This window comes from Enterococcus mundtii (assembly GCF_013394305.1).
GTDB lineage: Bacteria > Bacillota > Bacilli > Lactobacillales > Enterococcaceae > Enterococcus_B > Enterococcus_B pernyi.
The window spans coordinates 2,075,668-2,093,613 of record NZ_AP019810.1; the positions used below are offsets into that span (position 1 = coordinate 2,075,668).

At 38.3% G+C, this 17,946-nt stretch carries 15 protein-coding genes and 1 pseudogene; 11 read left to right on the forward strand and 5 right to left on the reverse strand.

What is annotated here, in order from left to right:
• The first annotated feature begins 71 nt into the window (after positions 1–71).
• A complete protein-coding gene (locus tag HZ311_RS09980; RefSeq protein ID WP_228760894.1) occupies positions 72–242 on the forward strand; it encodes a DUF2087 domain-containing protein in 171 nt (56 codons plus the stop codon).
• A gap of 71 nt (positions 243–313) precedes the next feature.
• Here HZ311_RS09980 and HZ311_RS09985 read toward each other — a convergent pair whose 3' ends face one another.
• Together HZ311_RS09985 and HZ311_RS15785 are read right to left on the reverse strand one after the other, a co-directional pair.
• Positions 314–820: a MurR/RpiR family transcriptional regulator gene (locus HZ311_RS09985; RefSeq protein ID WP_023519074.1), complete on the reverse strand. Its 507-nt coding sequence runs from the start codon at positions 818–820 to the stop codon at positions 314–316.
• A 48-nt stretch (positions 821–868) separates the two neighbouring features.
• Positions 869–1,081, reverse strand: a pseudogene (locus HZ311_RS15785) (MurR/RpiR family transcriptional regulator); the annotation flags it as partial.
• Between the two features lie 656 nt (positions 1,082–1,737).
• Between HZ311_RS15785 and HZ311_RS09990 the strand changes: the two are divergent.
• The 6 genes from HZ311_RS09990 to HZ311_RS15790 all read left to right on the forward strand — a co-directional run bounded on the left by HZ311_RS09990 (position 1,738) and on the right by HZ311_RS15790 (position 6,521).
• A complete protein-coding gene (locus tag HZ311_RS09990) occupies positions 1,738–3,327 on the forward strand; it encodes an alpha-glucoside-specific PTS transporter subunit IIBC (RefSeq protein WP_023519076.1) in 1,590 nt (529 codons plus the stop codon).
• 13 nt (positions 3,328–3,340) lie between these two features.
• Positions 3,341–4,672 (forward strand): 6-phospho-alpha-glucosidase, encoded by a 1,332-nt coding sequence (locus HZ311_RS09995; protein WP_023519077.1) that lies wholly within the window; start codon positions 3,341–3,343, stop codon positions 4,670–4,672.
• Between the two features lie 68 nt (positions 4,673–4,740).
• A complete protein-coding gene (locus tag HZ311_RS10000) occupies positions 4,741–5,907 on the forward strand; it encodes an MFS transporter (RefSeq protein WP_023519078.1) in 1,167 nt (388 codons plus the stop codon).
• A 79-nt stretch (positions 5,908–5,986) separates the two neighbouring features.
• A complete protein-coding gene (locus HZ311_RS10005; protein ID WP_023519079.1) occupies positions 5,987–6,262 on the forward strand; it encodes an AbrB/MazE/SpoVT family DNA-binding domain-containing protein in 276 nt (91 codons plus the stop codon).
• Positions 6,256–6,384, forward strand: coding sequence for a hypothetical protein (locus HZ311_RS15940; protein WP_010736358.1), 129 nt, complete (start codon positions 6,256–6,258; stop codon positions 6,382–6,384). Before HZ311_RS10005 ends, HZ311_RS15940 begins: the two co-directional genes overlap by 7 nt.
• Positions 6,342–6,521, forward strand: coding sequence for a type II toxin-antitoxin system PemK/MazF family toxin (locus tag HZ311_RS15790; protein ID WP_230469334.1), 180 nt, complete (start codon positions 6,342–6,344; stop codon positions 6,519–6,521). Before HZ311_RS15940 ends, HZ311_RS15790 begins: the two co-directional genes overlap by 43 nt.
• 206 nt (positions 6,522–6,727) lie before the next feature.
• Here HZ311_RS15790 and HZ311_RS10015 read toward each other — a convergent pair whose 3' ends face one another.
• Both HZ311_RS10015 and rbsR read right to left on the reverse strand, forming a co-directional pair.
• Positions 6,728–8,863, reverse strand: a complete 2,136-nt coding sequence (locus HZ311_RS10015; protein WP_023519080.1) for a glucosaminidase domain-containing protein — start codon at positions 8,861–8,863, stop codon at positions 6,728–6,730.
• Positions 8,864–9,263: 400 nt separating this feature from the next.
• Positions 9,264–10,292: a ribose utilization transcriptional repressor RbsR gene (gene rbsR, locus HZ311_RS10020; protein ID WP_023519081.1), complete on the reverse strand. Its 1,029-nt coding sequence runs from the start codon at positions 10,290–10,292 to the stop codon at positions 9,264–9,266.
• A 559-nt stretch (positions 10,293–10,851) separates the two neighbouring features.
• On the opposite strand from rbsR, the gene HZ311_RS10025 reads away from it, so the two are divergent.
• The 3 genes from HZ311_RS10025 to HZ311_RS10035 are packed head-to-tail and all read left to right on the forward strand — an operon-like array spanning position 10,852 to position 14,593.
• Positions 10,852–11,553, forward strand: a complete 702-nt coding sequence (locus HZ311_RS10025) for an ABC transporter ATP-binding protein (RefSeq protein WP_010736355.1) — start codon at positions 10,852–10,854, stop codon at positions 11,551–11,553.
• Between the two features lie 11 nt (positions 11,554–11,564).
• Positions 11,565–14,276 carry an ABC transporter permease gene (locus HZ311_RS10030; RefSeq protein WP_010736354.1) on the forward strand — a complete coding sequence of 904 codons (2,712 nt, stop codon included), beginning with the start codon at positions 11,565–11,567 and terminating at the stop codon, positions 14,274–14,276.
• 17 nt (positions 14,277–14,293) lie between these two features.
• Positions 14,294–14,593, forward strand: coding sequence for an antibiotic biosynthesis monooxygenase family protein (locus HZ311_RS10035; protein WP_010736353.1), 300 nt, complete (start codon positions 14,294–14,296; stop codon positions 14,591–14,593).
• Positions 14,594–14,750: 157 nt separating this feature from the next.
• Here HZ311_RS10035 and HZ311_RS10040 read toward each other — a convergent pair whose 3' ends face one another.
• A complete protein-coding gene (locus HZ311_RS10040; protein WP_019723357.1) occupies positions 14,751–15,845 on the reverse strand; it encodes an AI-2E family transporter in 1,095 nt (364 codons plus the stop codon).
• A gap of 355 nt (positions 15,846–16,200) precedes the next feature.
• Here HZ311_RS10040 and treC point away from each other — a divergent pair, with 355 nt between their 5' ends.
• Positions 16,201–17,832: an alpha,alpha-phosphotrehalase gene (treC, locus tag HZ311_RS10045; RefSeq protein ID WP_023519084.1), complete on the forward strand. Its 1,632-nt coding sequence runs from the start codon at positions 16,201–16,203 to the stop codon at positions 17,830–17,832.
• The last annotated feature ends 114 nt before the right edge of the window (positions 17,833–17,946 follow it).

Genomic DNA, 17,946 nt, shown 5'->3' on the forward strand with positions numbered 1-17,946 from the left:
TGAGTGAACTGGCTAGATTTTTCAAAGATGGGCAACTGCAATAAATCCCTAGAAAAGAAAAAAATAAACGTTTGATCTTTGATCATCTTTATTCAAAGTTTGAATTTGATAAGGATTACTTAGAGAGGGAAGTCAACGCTATTCTAAAAAGTATTTATCTGGATCATGCGATATTACGGCACTACCTCGGCGATTACCGTTACCTTGATCGAGTAAAGGACGGTTCGATCAAAAGGCAGTGAGAGAGACAGAACCCAATACATAAAAAGCGCATCTCTTTAAAAGCCAAATTGGCACGAAAGAGATGCGTTTTTTAGGAACTTTTATTTGTTTGTTTTTGCCAAGCATCATATTTCAACAAAAAATATTCGATCACGAAAAAAAGTGTTGAAGTTGTTTCAAAAGGTGTAAGGATATCTTCTTGATCTTGTAGTTCTGGATTCAAGAAGAAAATCGTTTCATCACAAAGTTTTGAGACAGTTGAGTTCCTAAGTTTTGTGATACCAATTGTCTGGATATTTCGTTGCTTCAGTTGCTTCGCTAATTTGACGACTTCAGGAGACTCACCATTTAGCGTGATCAACAGAACTAAGTCTTCTGGCTGAATGATTTGGTAAAACTGTTTGTTGATCGAAACGGCACCGAAGTCATAGAGTATCAATCCGTTGTGTACGAAAAGCAATTTCATATAACTTGAAACTAGCGTTTGTATATCACCTGATCCATAGATGAAAATCCGATTCGCATTAGCCATCATTGTACATAGATCAGTGAAATCTTTTTTCTTGAGGTTCTCAATTGTTTGGATATGATTTTCCAAGATTTCCTCCTCAAACTCGGATAGACGCACATTTTCCTGTGTAAGTTCATTTTTTAGATGATATTTGAATTCTGAGAAACCATCAAACCCTAATTTTTGGCAAAACCGCATGATTGTTGTGCGAGAAACGTTGCATTGTTTCGCCAGTTCGTTAATAGACATTGTTAAAGAATTTTTTTTGTGATTTGTGATATAGGACCAGATAAGAAAATCATTTTCAGTCAACCTTGACTGAAACGTCGTAATTCGGTCTTGTAACATCTGTTTTCATCATTGCCAAAAATCTATAAATCGTTAGAACTCATCATTAAAGTTTTCAGAACCATGTTTCTACTACGCTTGTTTGGTCATCTGTGAATATGGATCTGACGAATAGTGGTTATTTTTTTGATGGATCGATTGAATGTTCGATTCTAATTTATAGATATTACAGGTTTTGACAAATCAGTTTCCCCCTTTTTCATTTGATATTTTTGAGAGAGTTCACGCTGTAATCGACGGAAACGTTTCTCAATCTTGTTAGTTTTATTGCTATTTTCATAGACCTTGCAAGGTGATACAACTGCTAAATCTTTGTTACCTAACTCAATAACCAATTCTTTATCAGTCAATTTTTGGTTGGTAGACTGCCTTCACTCACCCTTTGGTTTACTTGGAGGATTTTCCAATTGCGTGTGTCCTTCTTGTTCTCACCTCACTATTAAGATACGCCTTATGTACCGTTTATTTGATTAACTACTACTGGACCTCTGGTTTTATTCTCGAAGATAGGATGTGACGATTCACAAATTTTGTGACAAAAACCTTTTTCCTGTGAGGAATTTTTAAATCATCTTAAAGTGTTTCAGGAATCCATTTTAATAGTAAACTAAGAATCGGTAAAGCGCTTACTAAAAAATATGAAGGACTAAAAAACTATGATGAAAAAAATTCAAAGATTTGGTGGAGCAATGTTAGCACCTGTCATGCTATTTTCTTTTTTTGGTATCGTTATTGGTTTTTCTTTACTTCTTTCCAATCAAACGATCATGGGAGATATTGCTGCGCCTGATACACTCTGGTATAAGTTCTGGAATGTTGTAGCAGCCGGTGGCTGGACACCATTTTTTCAATTACCGCTTTTATTTGTGGTCGGATTACCAATCAGTTTAGCTAAAAAATATGCAGCTCGAGCAACGATGGAAGCATTAGTGACCTATATTGCTTTCAATTATTTCGTCAATGCAATTTTAACGTTATGGCCAAATACTTTCGCCGTGGATCTATCTCAAGGAACAGCCGTTGGTTCTGGGTTAACATCGATTGCTGGAATCATTACTTTAGATACGGGCATGATCGGAGCATTGTTGATCTCAGGTATTGTGGTTTATTTGCATAATCGCTTTTATGAAAAAGAATTACCAGAGATGTTGACGATTTTTAGTGGTTCTGTTTTCGTTACGATGATCGCTTTTTTTGTTATGATTCCTCTAGCACTTTTGATGTGTGTCGTATGGCCTATCATCCAAGAAGGAATGAGAAGCATGCAAGGATTTTTTATCAATTCAGGAAATTTTGGTGTATTCATCTATCAATTTTTACAGAAAATCCTTATTCCAACTGGCTTACATCATTTTGTGTACGCCCCATTTGCTTATGATAGTGCGGTAGTTGAAGGGGGGATGGCTGCTTATTGGGCATCAAATATCGGCGAATTCCAAACAAGTGCACTTTCGCTTAAAGAACTTTATCCTTTTGGGGGTTTTTCTTTATCGGGTATGTCAAAAGTATTTGGAACAGCCGGCTTAAGCTTAGCCATTATTCAAGCCGCTCATCCAGAGAAAAAGAAGAAAGTTATTGCATTGATCGCCCCAGCTGCATTAACTGCGATTTTGACGGGAATCACTGAACCTATTGAGTTTACGTTCTTATTTGTTGCTCCAGCTTTATGGGGTGTCCATGCGCTATTAGATGCGTCCATTGCTACGGTTTCTTACGCTTTCGGCGTCGTTGGTGATTTTGGTGGTGGATTGATCAATTGGTTAGGATTAAATTGGTTGCCTCTTTGGAATTTTCATGGTTCGACCTACCTCACCCAAATCATGATCGGACTTACATTTACTGCGATCTGGTTCTTAGTATTTACCTTCATGATCAAAAAATTCAATTTAAAAACTCCAGGACGTGAAGAGGATGTATCAGAGATACAACTTTATTCAAAAGCTGATTACGAAAACAAAAAGAAGACACAACAAGATGAACAAGAGAAAAACCTACCTAAACATGCTAGACAAGCACAAGCCTATCTAGTGTTAGTAGGTGGAAAAGAGAATGTACTGGATGTGACGAATTGTGCCACACGGTTACGACTTACCGTGAAAGATACAAGTAAAGTAGCCAGTCCTATTGATTTTCAGGAAGCTGGGGCTTCAGGACTTGTCAATCCTGGAAATGGTGGTATCCAAATCATTGTTGGGTTAACTGTTCCAAGAGTGAGAGAATCATTTGAAGAATTGATCGTAAAATAAGAGGAGGATAATTATGAATAAGAAAAAAAGTTCAATCTTGATCGCCGGTGGAGGGAGCACATATACACCTTCATTAGTGATGATGTTAATAGAAGACCGAGAACGATTTCCAGTCAGAAAAATTAAATTTTATGATAATGATGAACAAAGGCAAGCAGTTATAGCAAAAGCATGCGCGATCATCCTCGCAGAACGAGCGCCAGAAATCGAATTTGATTATTCAACAGATCCTAAAGAGGCTTTTACAGATGTTGATATCGTCATGGCACAACTAAGAGTTGGAAAATATGCCATGAGGGAACAAGATGAAAAAATTCCATTTAAGCATAATGTTGTAGGTCAAGAAACATGCGGACCAGGGGGACTTGCTTATGGGTTGCGCTCGATCGGGCCAGTCTTAGAACTAGTCGACTATATGGAAAAGTATTCACCGGATGCTTGGTTATTGAATTATTCTAATCCAGCAGCAGTGGTCGCAGAAGCAACAAGAAGGTTTCGTCCCAATTCAAAAATCATCAATATTTGTGACATGCCCGTTTGTTTAGAAGATATCATGGCTCGAGTGATTGGGCTACGGGATCGAAAAGATTTTGAAACGTCTTATTTTGGCTTGAATCACTTTGGTTGGTGGACAAGTATCAAAGACCATGACGGTAATGACTTGCTGCCGAAAATAAGCACCCATGTAAAAAAATATGGCTATACAGAACAAACACAACAAGGCCAACACAAAGAAACAAGCTGGTTGGAAACCATGTTAGCAGCCAAAGAGTTACATGAAATTGAGCCGACCTTTTTATCCAATACGTATCTAAAATATTATTTGATGGCTGATGAAACGGTTGCTCATGCCGATAAACAGTATACAAGAGCGAATGAAATCATTGATGGACGGGAGAAAATCGTTTTTGAAGAATGCCAGCGGATTATTAATAACCAAACAGCTAAAGACACGCTTTTTGTCTCTAATGAGCATGCCTCATTTATTACAGATCTAGCTTGCGCGTTGACATTCAATACAAAAGAGCGCATGATTCTGATCGTTGAGAATAATGGTGCCATCTCTAATTTCAATCACGATGCGATGGTCGAATTGCCTTGTATCGTAGGGAAAGACGGTTATGAAGTACTATCGATTGGTGAGATCCCTACTTTCCAAAAAGGTTTAATGGAACAGCAAATTGCATCTGAGAAGTTAGCAGTCGATGCTTGGGGACAAAAATCATATCAAAAATTATGGCAAGCCTTCATCATGAACAAAACGATACCTAGTGCAAAAGTAGCGAAGGAGATCCTTGATGAAATGCTTGAAGTCAATGCTCCTTATTGGCCGGAGCTTCACTAGGTATCACTTATAAAAATGAAAGGGGTCGGCTGGAGGAGATTCTTCAGCCGATCATTTTGAAAGTAGATATGGCAGTAAAGAATAAATTTCAACTCGTCTATTTTTTTCAGTATGCGTTGATGGCTACTTTGATGACACAGATCGTGCCGTTTTTGACCGAACAAGGCTATGATGCGGTCCAGAGAGGCTGGTTTTTGGCTTCTTACAGTGTGACCACGATGATCTTCCAAATCTTTATTGGCTATTATTCTGACCGAAGCAAGCAGATAAAAAAAGTTGCCATGGTAGTTTCTGTACTATTCGTATGCTTTGCAATCACTTTTTATATGTTAGGAAAAGATATCTTGCTAATGCATCTGATCGTACTGGCTATTGCAGGAGGGCTATCCAATACAGGAGCAACCGTCCTAGATAATTGGGTGTTATCAGAGTCAGAGATGCGAAACAACCTTGCGTCGATCAAAGCAATAGGTTCTTTAGGTTGGAGTGTGATGAGTGTATGTATTCCGGTATTCATTTTTAATAATAATTATCAGTGGCTGCTCGTTCCTTTTCTCTTTTTTCTAATCAGTTATTTGTACATCGCAAAAACAGTGCCTCAAACACCTCACGATACAAAGGAACCTAAAGAACAAAAAAATGAGGGATTTAATCTTTCGGATATGTATCAGCTGTGCAAGAATGGGGAGTTTTTATGTTATACGTTCCTATTTTTTCTTTTATATTTAACGATCGTCGCCAATAATACGATCGTGATTGACAAGTTACTCTTAATGGATAGTGGAAATACGTTCGTGGGATTAAAGTGGGCGATTCAAGCTTTCTGTGAAATCCCGGCGTATCTTTTATTGAATCATTCGGTGACAAAATGGAAAAATGAGCGATTGATTTTTATTTCTGGTTTCTTTTTGGTCCTGCAATTTTTGATTTATGCAACTTCACGAACGCCGTTAGTATTGCTTGCTGCCAGTTTCTTGCAGTTTTTTACTGTTCCAGCTTTTACTATCGGTAGTCGAATGATTATCAGTGAGATTACCCCTATAAATATCTTTTCTTCAGGGCAACTTCTATCTATAAGTGTTTATATGGGGCTTTCTTCCTTCATTTCTCCATTACTTGGCGGTGTCCTGGCGCAACAGTTATCATTGAACCAAGCACTTTATTTTTTTAGTCTGCTGCCAATCTTCGCTTTTATTTGTTATTACTGTTACAGGAAGTATCAAAGAAATAAATGAAAAATCTGAACAGATGTGTACAAAAAAAGTGGGGGATGCCATACTTTTTTTGTATATCAAATAAAGGAGAGGAATACTTATGGATAAAAAAGTGCAAGTCTCAGCTAAAATGACATCTAAAAATCAAATCACTGTCCCTAAGAGTGTGCGTCAAACATTAGGCTTGAAAGAGAATCAGAAAGTTATTTTTGAATTCACGCCTGAAGATGAACTTAAAGGGACTAGTGAAAAAACAATTATGGCTTATGAAGACTTTTGGAACAATGAGTTGGTTGTGATGGAAGAACATGCGAGTGATGATACAGAAATCGTTGATTTTGGAGAGGATGTAGGCGAGGAGAAAATCGAATGGTAAAACAAGGGGATATTATTTTTATAGATTTGGTTCCAACAAAAGAGAACGGACTAGCAAAAAAAAACGACCGTGTGTCATCATTAGCAATGACAACTATAACAAGATTTTCAATGCCGTTTTAGTCATGCCAATCAGTAGTGCAACAAAATATTTACAGGAAAAATATCAACGCTCAGGTGCATTTCAAACAATTTTTGATACAGCGATGTATACAATCAAAGGAACGATATTATGTCAAGATATCCGAAGCATCGATTGATCTTAACGCAGTAATCTTCAAATGGCTGATCAAATTGATCCTCAAAAGAAAGAAAGGTTATCAGAGATTGCCAAATATTTTTTCTAACCAATAATGTAACTTTCCAGCGCCCATTTAGGTGGAGTAAGATACATAAAAAGAACCAGAACTCAGAAGTATTCCATCAACTTCTGAGTTTTGGTTCTTTGATAGAGTGTCCATTTTTGCTATCTCAAGAATTGTTTCATCCGAAAGACACGATCAAGGTTCAAGCGACTAGCAAGTGGCTGATCGGTTTCTCTGACCGTTACAGAAAGTTTCTGTGGGATCTCTCTCACTGAAAAATGATGCCATAGGTCCCAGAAAGAAGCAAATCTTAATTCTGATAGATATAGAAGTGAAGGGTTTCTTTGATTGAATAACGAAATGGTCATTCTAGATGAAGTAGACGAAGAATTTCGCCAACGAGTAGGAACGACAAAGGAATCCATTCGCTCATTTGTTTCAGAATCCTGTTTTTCTTGTTCTTTTGGTTCGTCGTATTGCGTCAAGTCATAGGCTTCAATGATGGCATTCAATTTCCTAGAATATTGTCGATCTGTCGCATAGCGCCCTTCTAAATACTTCGTTGCTTCTCGGTAATCTTTAGTCTCAGATTTCCACGTTGGTTTATAAAAATCAGCATTATGAGATAAGCCGTTTTTGATCAAATCTGCGTAGTCTTTTAAGCTTTCTTTGTAAGAGGGGTATTTACGAAATGCTGCACGGATTTGATAGTTTTGCCCAGCTGCCGTTTGTTCCAATGTGTTGAAGGAAATACTACTCCCTTTATAAGCGCCCTTGATCCCAAAAAGATTATAGTTCGGTGAACGAGAAAGCAAGCTGTTGCCAGAACCACTTTCTAGAATAGCTTGTGCCATCATAACAGAAGCATAAATATTTTCTTCTTGCCCAATTTCTCGAGCATCTTCAGCGATTTTTTCAACAAACTGATCTGTTGTTTGATTTTGTGCGAAATGGAATGAATCGTTGATCCCATCTAAAATCGGTGAACTAGCTAACGAATTTGTCGCTCGTGGTAAACCAGCTATATTGACACGTAAGGCAAAGTCGGGTCTGTAATCCTTGATGGAAGTGATCCGCACATGGTCACCCGGTTGAGGGGCATGGATGTAATTCCCATTACCAATATAAATACCTACATGATGGGTAGTACCCGAAGCAGGTCCCCAAAAAACTAGATCGCCTGGTTGAGCATTCTCGACAGGGATTTGTGTACCCGCATATTGTTGTTCCCCTGTCCAACCTCCAATCGAATGGCCAGTTACTTTTTTATAAATGTAATAAGTCAAACCAGAACAATCGAAAGTCGTAGGACCTTTGGCACCCCAAACATATGGTTTTCCTAGCTGGCGATATGCTTCTTTTACAAGTGCTTGTTGGGTGCTTGTTGTGTTGGCCGGTAAAATTGCTTCGATTGGTGTTTTTACAACAAAATCAGATGATTCTGAAGCTGGGTTTTCAATTCGATCGGGCGTCTGAGGCCGATTAGTGTTTGTTGTCTGGTTTGAAGATGAGCCATTATTGTTTGTTGATCCTGTAGAACCACTTGTATTCCCATTATTATTTGAAGAACTTGGTGGTCGTGAAGGATTTGTCGTATTTCCTGTAGTTGAATTTCCGTTGTTGTTGCCATTATTTCCCGAATTGCCAGTATTGCCATTATTACCACTATCCGGAATATCTGGAGTAACTGGCGTTGGCTCAGAAGAATCCGCCGTTTCTTCTTCTGGAGAGATTGGTTCAGAAGGGGAAGTTGACGACTCAAATTTTGCGGAGATCGTTAAATCAGTCACGCCGACTGTAAAAATTTGTTTGGTATAGTCGATTTCTTGCGCACCTTCGATTTTGACAGAAACTAATTGTTCATTCGTTTCAGGTGTGATCATATATGTAACTTTGGTTCCTTCTTTTAAGTCTTTGACTTTGCCAGACTTAGAAATCTCTAGAAAATCTTCTTCTGTGTACTCTCTTGTTTTGATCTCAGATTTTTCTTTCTCTTCATCAACGATCTTCAATTTGATTTTTTCACGTAAATTCCGAGCAATCGATAGCGTCCGAGTGGCTGTTTCGGTCGATTCTTCCGTTGATTCCTCTGGATTATCGGAAGAATCTGTTGAAGAACTTGATAGCGTGGAATCATTAGTACTTGAATCGGTCGTAGCTGAAGGTGACTCCGCAACGATCGTGCTTTCGGATGTCTGTGTTCGCCTGATTGTAGCAAATGCAGGCTGTGTAGATAACAAAGTTGGAGCAATCAGCCAAGATGCTGCAAGTAGGCGTATTGCTGTTTTTTTCTTCATAACGAAATACTCCTTTTCTTTTTCCACAGTTGCACTAATAAAGTTGCATCTGTTCTGTCAGTTGCTTGATTTCGTGAATATATTCAATCATGATTCACGAATAAAAAACAAATAAACATTGGACAAAAGTATTAAGTAGCTATTCATTTCGTTTGAACATTCATTGTTTGATGTACCCTATTTCATTTGTGGGGGCACAAATTTTGGGGGAAATGAGTACACTTACTATAAGTTTACCAAAGATTTATCAATTCTTCAAAACATTTCGTTAAATAACGAACGTAAAAAAAGCCTTGGTTGCTGGCTTTTTATGGAAGAAATAAAAATATAAAATAACGCATTATTTAAAAAACCAATGATAACAGGTTCAGTCATCATTGATTCGCAACAAATATTCGTGTTATTGAGGGGCGGAGAGATCGATCGATTGAGTTGAGGAACGTTGGATCAACTCTACGGGCAATAAAAGTTCTTCCCATGATTTATCAGGGTGTTGGATGCGTTCTAAGAGTAAACGAGCAGTCGCTTTACCTAACTCTAAAATGGGTTGAGCAATGGTCGTTAATTTAGGCTTCATGTATTCACACATATCAATATTATCATAGCCAATGATGCTATAATCTTCGGGAATGAGTTTATCATGCTCCGCTAATCCGCGATATACACCAAAAGCTAGTTCGTCATTCAATGCGAAAATCGCTGTAGTAGCAGAGGAAAGTAAATCAGGAACGATTTCATAGCCCCCTTTTTTTGAAAAGTGAGTAGGGAACCAATGAATCTGTTTCTCAGAATGATCCACATGTTTACACGCTGCTAAGAAACCATCTATCCGATTTTGGACATTTTGAGGTGTCTGTTGTGGATAGACTAAAGCAACTTCCTGATGACCTAAGCCTAGTAGATGCTCACCGGCTAAGTACCCACCTTGATAATCATCTGTTAAGACCGCATCACTAGAACCTTCTGCTTTTTTCTGATCTAATACGATAAATGGTTTCCCTTGTTTCTTCAAAGAAACTTGAAGGGCTTTCGTTGAGACAGCCGAAGAGGCAATAATAAACCCGTCGACACCACGTTGCGTCAACTCAAGTAAATAATCCGTTTCTTTTTGATGATCAAAATCTGCATTGCATAGAATCGTGACAAAATTTTGTTGGTAAAGATAGTCTTCGATCCCTTGCATCAACGTATTGAAAAAAGGATTGGTGATATCAGGGACAAGAACACCGATGGTTTTTGTTTTCTTTGTGATCATTTGACGTGCAATGTAATCGGGTTGGTAACCTAATTCGTCTCTTGCTTTTACTACTTTTTTGACCGTATCTGGATGGAATTTTGCTTCATTGCCATTCAAGATCAGTGAGACAGTTGCGATGGATACGCCTGAATGTTTCGCAACGTCTTTGATCGTCACTTTTTTCTTTGCCATTGCTATACTCCTATCTCTTTCTTAGTGTCATTTTCCCATGAATACGTAAAGAAGTAAATGATGATTCTGTGATATTCGTCATCTTGCACACCCTAGAACCGAATAAAAGGTATTCCAGAAGTAAAACTTCAATAATAAAATAAGCCAAAAAAATCAAAAAATGAAAAAGCCATTTTAGCTTTTCCACTCTTATTACTCAGTACTAATCGCTTCTCTCACGACCTCTTGTAAACGGTGTTCAAGGCGCAACACTTCGGACATAAGACAAAAAATAAAAAATGAAAGAACCATTTTCTATTTTTCTTTCTTATACCTCTGTGCTGAACGCGCCTTTCACGACCTCTTGTAAACGGTGTTCAAGGAACAGCACTTCGGACATAAGACAAAAAATAAAAAATGAAAGAACCATTTTCTATTTTTCTTTCTTATGCCACTGTGCTGAACGTGCCTTTCACGACCTCTTTTGAAAAGGTTTTTTTCACAACCTTTCATTTCAGTGTTAAAATATAAGAGATTTACCAAATAGATAAATAAACGGGAGAATGAAGGTGGAAGTTTTATGAAATATGTAGAAGTAAAAAATGAATTTAAGCGTTACCAGATGGGCGAAACAACGATTACAGCGAATGACGATATTTCATTCTCCATTGAAAAAGGAGAATTAGTGATTATTCTTGGGCCTAGTGGAGCAGGGAAATCAACGGTATTGAATATTTTAGGTGGGATGGATACACCGGATGAGGGACAGATCATTATTGATGAAACAGATATTGCTCAATTCAATGACAAACAATTAACGGCTTATCGCCGGACAGATGTTGGCTTTGTTTTTCAATTTTATAATCTTGTTCCTAACTTAACTGCAAAAGAAAATGTTGAATTGGCAACAGAAGTTTCGCCAAATGCGTTAGATCCTGTAGAAGTTTTGACACAAGTTGGGCTTGCGCACCGGTTGAATAATTTCCCATCACAATTATCAGGGGGCGAACAACAACGTGTGTCGATTGCACGAGCGCTTGCGAAAAACCCAAAATTATTACTTTGTGATGAACCAACTGGCGCATTGGATTTTGAAACAGGAAAACAAGTATTGAAATTGTTGCAAAATGCTAGTCGTGAACATGGCAATACCGTTTTGATCATTACACATAACTCGGCTTTAGCACCAATCGCTGACCGAGTAATCCATATCAACGATGCAAAAGTCCGTGCAGTCGAATTGAATGAACAGCCTTCATCTATCGATGAACTTGTTTGGTAAGGAGGTTTGCCATGAAAAATAGAACTTACCTCAAAGCAGGATTTCGTGAAATACGCCAATCAAAAGGCCGCTTTATCGCGATTATATTGATCATTTTACTCGGCACGCTCTTATATGTAGGCGTCAAGACAGCTGGTCCTGTGATGCAAAAAACGATGGATGAATATGTCAGGGCAGGTAAACTCTCTGATCTACAGATCGTTTCGACAGCAGGATTGACGAAAGAAGATGTTGCAGAAGCAGAAAAACTCTCAGATGTAACCGTTGAAACGGGCAAACAACTATATTACGCGAATGCCAATAAAAATGAAGTTGTCCAAGTATTCTCTTACGCTCCAGATATGAAACAAAATCAGTTGACGGTGATCGATGGTCGCTTGCCACAATCGGATGATGAACTTGTACTAGATGAGAAGGCAAAAAATCAAGGATACAGCATCGGTGACACCTACACGATTGAATCAGATGACTTGAAAGAGACGGCGTACAAGATTACAGGTTTTGTCCGCTCGCCGTTATTCATCAATAATTTAGAACGAGGTTTTGCAAATGTAGGGAACGGGAGTATTGATTACTTTGCCTATGTCCCACAAGATAATTTTAAAACAGATATCCAATCCGTATTATATCTCGACTTTGCAAATGTCGACGATTTAAATACGTACAGTGAAGAATACCAAGAAGAGATGGAAAAAAACATCGAAAAGCTGGAAGGGTTGTTTGAAGAGCGACCGCAGCAACGTTTAGAACAGCTGAAGCAAGAGGGCAAGGATGCTTTAGCCCCTGCAAAACAAGAAATCGCAGCCGGAAAATCACAAGTGGCTGATGCGAAAAGTCAATTAGAAGCAGCGAGAACGCAGATTGATCAACAACGTCAAGTCTTGGAGCAGTTACCTGAACCGCAGCGAACACCGGCATTGAGTGCTTTAGCGGAACAAGAAAGTCAATTATCAGAACAAGAAGCACAATTGACAACAAAAGAAGCGGAGCTAACAGAGGCCGAAGCGTCTATTGCGGAGAATGAAGAAAAAATCAATGAATTAGCCAAGCCAACTTATCTTTTCCAAGAACGATCGGAAAATGTCGGCTTTCAGGAATTTGGCGATCTAGCTGAACGCATCGCAGCCATCGCAAATGTCTTTCCAGTCTTTTTCTTCTTTATTGCAGCATTGATCACTTTTACCACGATGACACGGATGGTAGAAGAAAATAGACGAGAAATCGGTACATTGAAAGCCTTAGGATACAGTAAATTGGAGATTGCCAAAAAATATGCCATTTATGCTTGTCTCGCTTCAGGTATCGGAATCATTTTAGGAACGATATTAGGAACCAATCTTTTGCCACGGATCATTTTTGAGCTTTCAAACGAACGTTATGATATTGGCAGTGCGGTGATTTTCTATGATTGGCCACCAATCATCCAAGCAGCTATTGCGTTCTTCATTGCTGCTTTTGGTGCAGCGATGTTAGTTCTATTCAAAGATCTACGCGAACGACCAGCTGCTTTGTTACAGCCTAAAGCACCGAAACCAGGGAAAAGAATTCTTTTAGAATACATTACTCCTCTTTGGTCACGTTTAAGCTTCAACCAAAAAATCAGTTATCGTAATCTTTTCCGTTATAAATCACGGATGTTCATGGCAATCATCGGAATTGCCGGTTGTGCAGGATTGATGGTCGCAGGAGTTGGGCTAAAGGATTCGCTTAGCTCGGTTTCTGCCAAACAGTTTGGACCAATCATTGATTATCAAGCGATCGTAACGACCAATCAAACTGATGAAACGAGTCAAAAAGAAATTAATGATGCAATGGATGATCAAGCGAAGATCACTGATCGTTTAGCGGTTGATTCGCAAACGATTGAACTACGTAAAAAAGGCCAAGCATCACAAAGTTTGACATTGATGGTACCAGAAAATGAACAAGCATTAGAAACGTTCATCCATCTGAAAACAACGGACGATCAATCGGTAGAACTACCAGATCATGGGCTTGCGATTACACGTAAAGCGGCCGAATTATTCGATTTATCTGTCGGTGATACGGTGGAAATGTATGATGACGATCAACAAAAATTACATGGAACGGTGGCAGTCATTTTGCAAAATTATTTGGGTAATTTTGTCTATATGAGTCCAACGTACTATGAAGAGATTTCTGGACAGCCAATGACAACCAATGCGTATCTACTCAAAACAGAAAAGATGTCGAAAGAAGAAGAGGATACACTCTCAGAAGAATTATTGAAAACGGGGGCGGTTACTAATACCTCTTTTATTTCGACACAGATCAAGAACCAAGAAGAATCTCTTTCAAATTTAGATGCAGTGGTCATCATTTTCGTCGTTCTATCTGGTTTATTGGCGTTTATCGTTTTATACAATTTAACGAATATCAATATCTCTGAACGAGTACGTGAACTTTCTACGATCAAAGTATTAGGCTTTTTTGATAAAGAAGTCACGATGTACATCGTTCGAGAAAATATCATCTTTACTTTATTAGGGATTTTTGGAGGATTTGGGATCGGTTATGTGCTGACCGACTTTATCTTACGCCAAGCTTCAATGGAATCAGTGATTTTCCCGTTAGTTATTACCTGGGTTGCTTATACACTATCCGCTGCTTTGACGATTCTATTCACGGTGATCGTGATGATCGTCACTCATTTCAAATTGAAGCATATTGATATGATCGATGCATTGAAATCAAATGAATAACGAGTGGGGGGACTAAGATGAGTATTACTGTGAATATCCTATATAGCGGTAAAGAAGGCAATGCAAAAGCATTTGCCCAAGAAATGACAGAGCGAGGAATCGTCGAACGCATTCGTGCGCAAGAAGGAAATGAACGTTATGAGTATTTTATTCCTTTAGAAGATGCTGAATCGATCTTATTGGTGGATCGCTGGACAAATCAAGAAGCAATCGATCGTCACCACAAATCAGAGATGATGGTGGAGATTGCTGAATTACGAAAAAAATATCAGTTGAAGATGAAGGTCCAACGTTTCATCGATGAACCAACAGAATAGATCAAACGATAGTTCTGATCCGTTTATTGCTTATTCTTGAAAAAGAAGATCGCAATAAACGGTTTTTTTGTTGAAAAATAGAGGAGAATAGATAAAGAGAGCCTCGGGGCAAAGCAAAAAAAGGATAAACGGTAAATTTCCCCGTTTATCCCTAGGATTATTCAGTTGGATGAGTTGAATTAGCTGTATCAGTAGTGTTCTTAAAGCGAATAAAGCTACGGATCATCTCCCGAATGATCGTATACGTCGGCAATACGAGGATCATTCCTAATAAGCCAAACAAGTTCCCAGCGACAAGTAAAAGAAAAACAGTCGCAATTGGATGGATATGAATCATCTTATTCATCACTAGCGGAGACACCAAGTAAGATTCACCAAATTGAATCAAGGTGATGAAAGCTACTAAGAGTAAGGCTGTTTTAACGTCTTGACTTAATGCGTACAGTAAAGCCGGTGCAGCACCAATAAACGGACCAAAATAAGGAATGATATCCATCAATCCACAAATCAAGGCAAGTAATAACGCATTTGGCAAGCCTAATACTTTAAAAACAAGATAACTCCCCACACCTACATACGTGCAGACTAAAAGCTTGCCACTAATATAGGTCGAAGCTGCTAAATGGAAATCATGGCACCAATCTCTGACTAACTGATGGAATTTCTTAGGCGTGTAGCGTGTCAATATAGCTGGAATCCTGTCGCCATCTTTGAACATATAAATCAGTAAGAGTGGAATCGTAAAGAGAATGATCGCAGAGCGCGAAACGATTTCGAATACATTGACTAAACTTGAAGTGGCACCTGAAACAAATTGTAAAACAAAACGTGTCAATTGGTTCAATTCCAGTGTATCAATAAATGGGAGCAAGCGTTCTTCTAATAAGGAACCATCTAGATTCTCTGCCAAAACATAAAGAATTTGAGGAACCTGACCGATAAATTTACTGATTTCCAAAATAATGATCGGTAAAATCACTTGTACGGTCAAATACACAGTTAACAAAATCAGTAGCATCATCAGTGTGACCGCAAGCGTTCTTGATTTTATATATTTGAGGAGTTGATTGTATATTGGAAGAAAAATATAAAATACGAAAACTGAAATCAAGATTGGCAAGAAGATACTTGCCATGATCGCTTCGAGTGGCCTGAAAATAAAAGTGATCTTAGAAAAAATAAAAATAGTGATTCCTGTCAAGCTAAGTAAAACAAGTGTTGCAAATAATTTGGAACGTTTTAAAAAAGTCATAGTAGAGATCCTCCGCTTTTTGGCTTTTTATCGTTTAGGGTATGTATGAAAAAAGCATGTTACTTGAAGACTGTTCAATCGATTTTAGATGCTACAAGCTGATTTATATCACGACCCTATACTTAAATATAACATAACTAAAAGAATTTATTTTCTTGAAAAAGGAATTTGTAAAAAAATAAATAGTTAAATGAATTGAGCGCGGCGTGAATGATCGATTTAACGTAAAATATTTGCTGGGAAAATGATGGCACACATTTCCTAGCGTCATTGATTTACAAACGCTTACGTTTCATATATAATTGGATTATCAACTTGTATATATAAGTTAAAAAACAGCTGGAGGTACAGGATTATGGCGTTTACAGAAAAAGTGATTTATCAGATTTATCCCAAGTCATATCGTGACACGAATGGTGATGGGATTGGTGATTTACCAGGAGTCAAAGAAAAATTACCTTATTTAAATGAATTGGGCATTGACATGATTTGGTTGAACCCCTTTTACCCAAGCCCGCAAAAAGACAATGGGTATGATATCTCTGATTATCAAGCAATCGATCCATTATTCGGTACGATGGCTGATTTTGAAGAGCTAGTCGCTGAAGCAAAAAAATATCAGATCGACATCATGCTAGATATGGTATTGAACCATGTCTCTATTGAACATGAATGGTTCCAAAAAGCATTAGCTGGAGATAAGTATTATCAAGATTTCTTTATTTTAAGAGATGAACCAACAGATTGGGTATCAAAATTCGGTGGGAACGCTTGGGCGCCATTCGGCGAAACAGGGAAGTACTATTTACACTTGTATGATAAAACGCAAGCTGATTTGAATTGGCGTAATGAAGCAGTCCAACAAGAATTATTCAAAGTTGTTCGTTTTTGGATGGATAAAGGTGTCAAAGGGTTCCGTTTTGATGTAATCAACGTGATCGGAAAAGACGAGGAACTAAAAAACAACGCGGAAAATGAAGGGAAAGCCGAGTACACAGATAAACCAATTACTCATACGTATTTACAACGCTTAAATAAAGAAACGTTTGGCCAAGACCCTGAAATCATAACGGTAGGAGAAATGAGTTCAACGACTATCGAAAACTGTCTTTTATATACGTCACCTGAACGAAATGAATTGTCAATGGTATTTAATTTCCACCATTTGAAAGTCGATTATGAAAATGGCAATAAATGGACAACTCCGCCATTTGATTTTGAAGAGTTAAAGCGTTTGTTCCATACTTGGGGAGAAGAAATGAGCGCAGGAAATGGCTGGAATGCACTATTTTTGAATAACCATGACCAACCACGTGCCTTAAATCGTTTTGTCGATGTCGAACAGTACCGTAAACAAGGGGCAGAGATGTTGGCCACGATGATCCATTTAAATCGAGGTACTCCGTATATCTATATGGGAGAAGAAATCGGGATGATCGATCCTGACTTCGATTCGATTTCTGACTACCGGGACATTGAAAGCTTAAACGCATATAACCTGTTACAAGAACAAGGATTCACGCCAGAAGAAGCCTTTCGACGAATTAAAGCAAAGTCACGAGATAACTCACGCACACCGATGCAGTGGACAGATGAACCACAAGCTGGCTTCACGTCAGGGACACCTTGGTTACCTTTAGCATCGAAGCACCAAACAATTAATGTAGCAAACGAGCAAAAGCAAGAACAGTCGATTTTTGCCTATTACCAAAGACTGATCCAACTAAGAAAAACATATCCAGTGATTGCTAATGGTGACTACAAAGCCTATGCACCTGAGCATCCACAAGTCTATGGTTATCTTAGACAAACCGATCATCAAAAATTATTAGTTCTGACCAATTTTTACGCGAAAGAAACGTCGGTGGAATTACCGGAAGAATTTGTAGGTGCGGAAGTATTGATCAGTAACTACCCAACGACAGTTGAAAAAGAAATGAAGTTACAGCCTTATCAAGCAGTCGCACTATTAGTGCAAGGAAAGTAGAGACTGTGACAAACGAATAGTTTGAAAAATAAGCAGCAAAAGCATGAATAGCTTTTGCTGCTTATTTATGGGATTTGCTTATCTCTGAAATGTTGCTCGATGAATACCGTATAG

Coding starts and splice junctions, on each gene's coding strand:
- HZ311_RS10035 (WP_010736353.1), top strand. CDS start 14,294: ATGAGTATTACTGTGAATATCCTATATAGCGGTAAAGAAGGCAATGCA.
- HZ311_RS09990 (WP_023519076.1), top strand. CDS start 1,738: ATGATGAAAAAAATTCAAAGATTTGGTGGAGCAATGTTAGCACCTGTC.
- HZ311_RS10015 (WP_023519080.1), bottom strand. CDS start 8,863: ATGAAGAAAAAAACAGCAATACGCCTACTTGCAGCATCTTGGCTGATT.
- HZ311_RS15940 (WP_010736358.1), top strand. CDS start 6,256: ATGGTAAAACAAGGGGATATTATTTTTATAGATTTGGTTCCAACAAAA.
- HZ311_RS09995 (WP_023519077.1), top strand. CDS start 3,341: ATGAATAAGAAAAAAAGTTCAATCTTGATCGCCGGTGGAGGGAGCACA.
- rbsR (WP_023519081.1), bottom strand. CDS start 10,292: ATGGCAAAGAAAAAAGTGACGATCAAAGACGTTGCGAAACATTCAGGC.
- HZ311_RS10040 (WP_019723357.1), bottom strand. CDS start 15,845: ATGACTTTTTTAAAACGTTCCAAATTATTTGCAACACTTGTTTTACTT.
- treC (WP_023519084.1), top strand. CDS start 16,201: ATGGCGTTTACAGAAAAAGTGATTTATCAGATTTATCCCAAGTCATAT.
- HZ311_RS10030 (WP_010736354.1), top strand. CDS start 11,565: ATGAAAAATAGAACTTACCTCAAAGCAGGATTTCGTGAAATACGCCAA.
- HZ311_RS10025 (WP_010736355.1), top strand. CDS start 10,852: ATGAAATATGTAGAAGTAAAAAATGAATTTAAGCGTTACCAGATGGGC.
- HZ311_RS10000 (WP_023519078.1), top strand. CDS start 4,741: ATGGCAGTAAAGAATAAATTTCAACTCGTCTATTTTTTTCAGTATGCG.
- HZ311_RS10005 (WP_023519079.1), top strand. CDS start 5,987: ATGGATAAAAAAGTGCAAGTCTCAGCTAAAATGACATCTAAAAATCAA.